Here is a 1,453-nt window from a genome sequence, read left to right as displayed (position 1 = left end):
TTAGGGACGCTGACCTTGGCATTAACTTATGAGTTTGTACCTCTTAAGGTAGGTATAGTTTGTTTTAACTAGTCTTTTAGGTATTAAAAAAGAATTTATTTACAAAAATTTATAAAAGTACGACAAATTTGTAATAAAAGTGAGAAATACAAATCCTCGATTAAAGGAAAAATATAAAAAAATGAAATTAAAACAATTTTTTGATAATAAAGAAAAAAAACCAAAAATATCTTACTATTCCGACGGTAAAACTATTCAGTTTATTAGCGAATATAACGAAAACGACCAAATAATTAAATTAACAGAATACCAAGAAGACGGCAAAACTATTAAGTTTATTAAAGAATACAACGAACACGGCCAAAACACTAAAACAACAAACTACCTCTCCGACGGCAAAACTATTTGGGAAATTGAAGAATATAACGAAAACGAAAAATTAGTTAAAAAAACATCCTGCCATCCCAACGGCAAATTTATTTACGAATACAACCCCAACGGCCAAAAAATTAAAGAAACATTCTACCCAGGCGACGGCAAAACTATTAGTTTTATTGAAGAATACAACGAAAACGAAAAATTAGTTAAAAGAACAGAATATTATTCCGACGGCAAAACTATTTATTTTATTCACGAACACAACAAAAACGAAACATTAATTAAAAAAACATATTACTACTTCGACGGTAAAACTATTCGGTTTATTAGAGAATATAACGAAAACGGCCAAAAAATTAAACAAACAGGCTATTATTTCGACGGAACCATCTATTACATTCACGAATACAACGCCAATTGCCAAATAATTAAAAAAACAAAATATAATCCCGAAGGAACAACTATCAACTACATTAACGAATTCAACAAACACGGTCAAAAAACTAAAGCAACATTTTACCGAGACGACGGTAAAACTATTCAGTTTATTCACGAATTCAACAAACGCGATCAAAAAATTAAAACAATATGGTACAATGACGACGACAAAAATATTTTGAGAATTAAAGAATACACCAAAAACAAAAAATTTTTTAAACAAACATTTTACAACTTCGACGGAACCATTAAAAACATTATAGAATATCACTCCGATGGAACCATTAAAAACATCATAGAATATCACTCCGACGGAACAATAAAAAAATAATATAAAAAACCAACAAGACTTACTTATATGAGTCTTTTTTTATTTTAAACAAATTAACAAAAAACAAAAAACGTCAAAGCATTAAAATAATTATACATATTTAAAACCTAAACCAAATAAAGAAAGAAGGAATCAACTTATGAAAACAAATAGGGGCTGCAAAGAGACCTTATTAACAGCAAATTAACGAATCGCAATGTTGTGATAATCACATACTTCATATTCTTGGTTTATCAAACGAAAGAATGATAGATTATAGCAAAGAATAAAAGCGGATTGAGGTGAAGTTCATAACCAAGAAGATTT

1 protein-coding gene is annotated in these 1,453 nt (G+C 28.6%); it reads left to right on the top strand.

Annotated features, from left to right (window positions below; genetic code table 11):
* The first annotated feature begins 181 nt into the window (after positions 1-181).
* The gene (locus KTO59_RS04250; protein ID WP_284928815.1) at positions 182-1,147 is read left to right on the top strand and encodes a DUF2963 domain-containing protein; all 966 of its coding nucleotides are present in this window, start codon (positions 182-184) and stop codon (positions 1,145-1,147) included.
* Positions 1,148-1,453: the final 306 nt, after the last annotated feature.

Source organism: Candidatus Phytoplasma sp. AldY-WA1 (assembly GCF_020312115.2).
GTDB classification, from domain to species: domain Bacteria; phylum Bacillota_I; class Bacilli_A; order Acholeplasmatales; family Acholeplasmataceae; genus Phytoplasma; species Phytoplasma vitis.
Note: the sequence above shows the minus strand (reverse complement) of the source record. Positions and strands in the feature narration are given on the sequence as shown.

Coding starts and splice junctions, on each gene's coding strand:
- KTO59_RS04250 (WP_284928815.1), top strand. CDS start 182: ATGAAATTAAAACAATTTTTTGATAATAAAGAAAAAAAACCAAAAATA.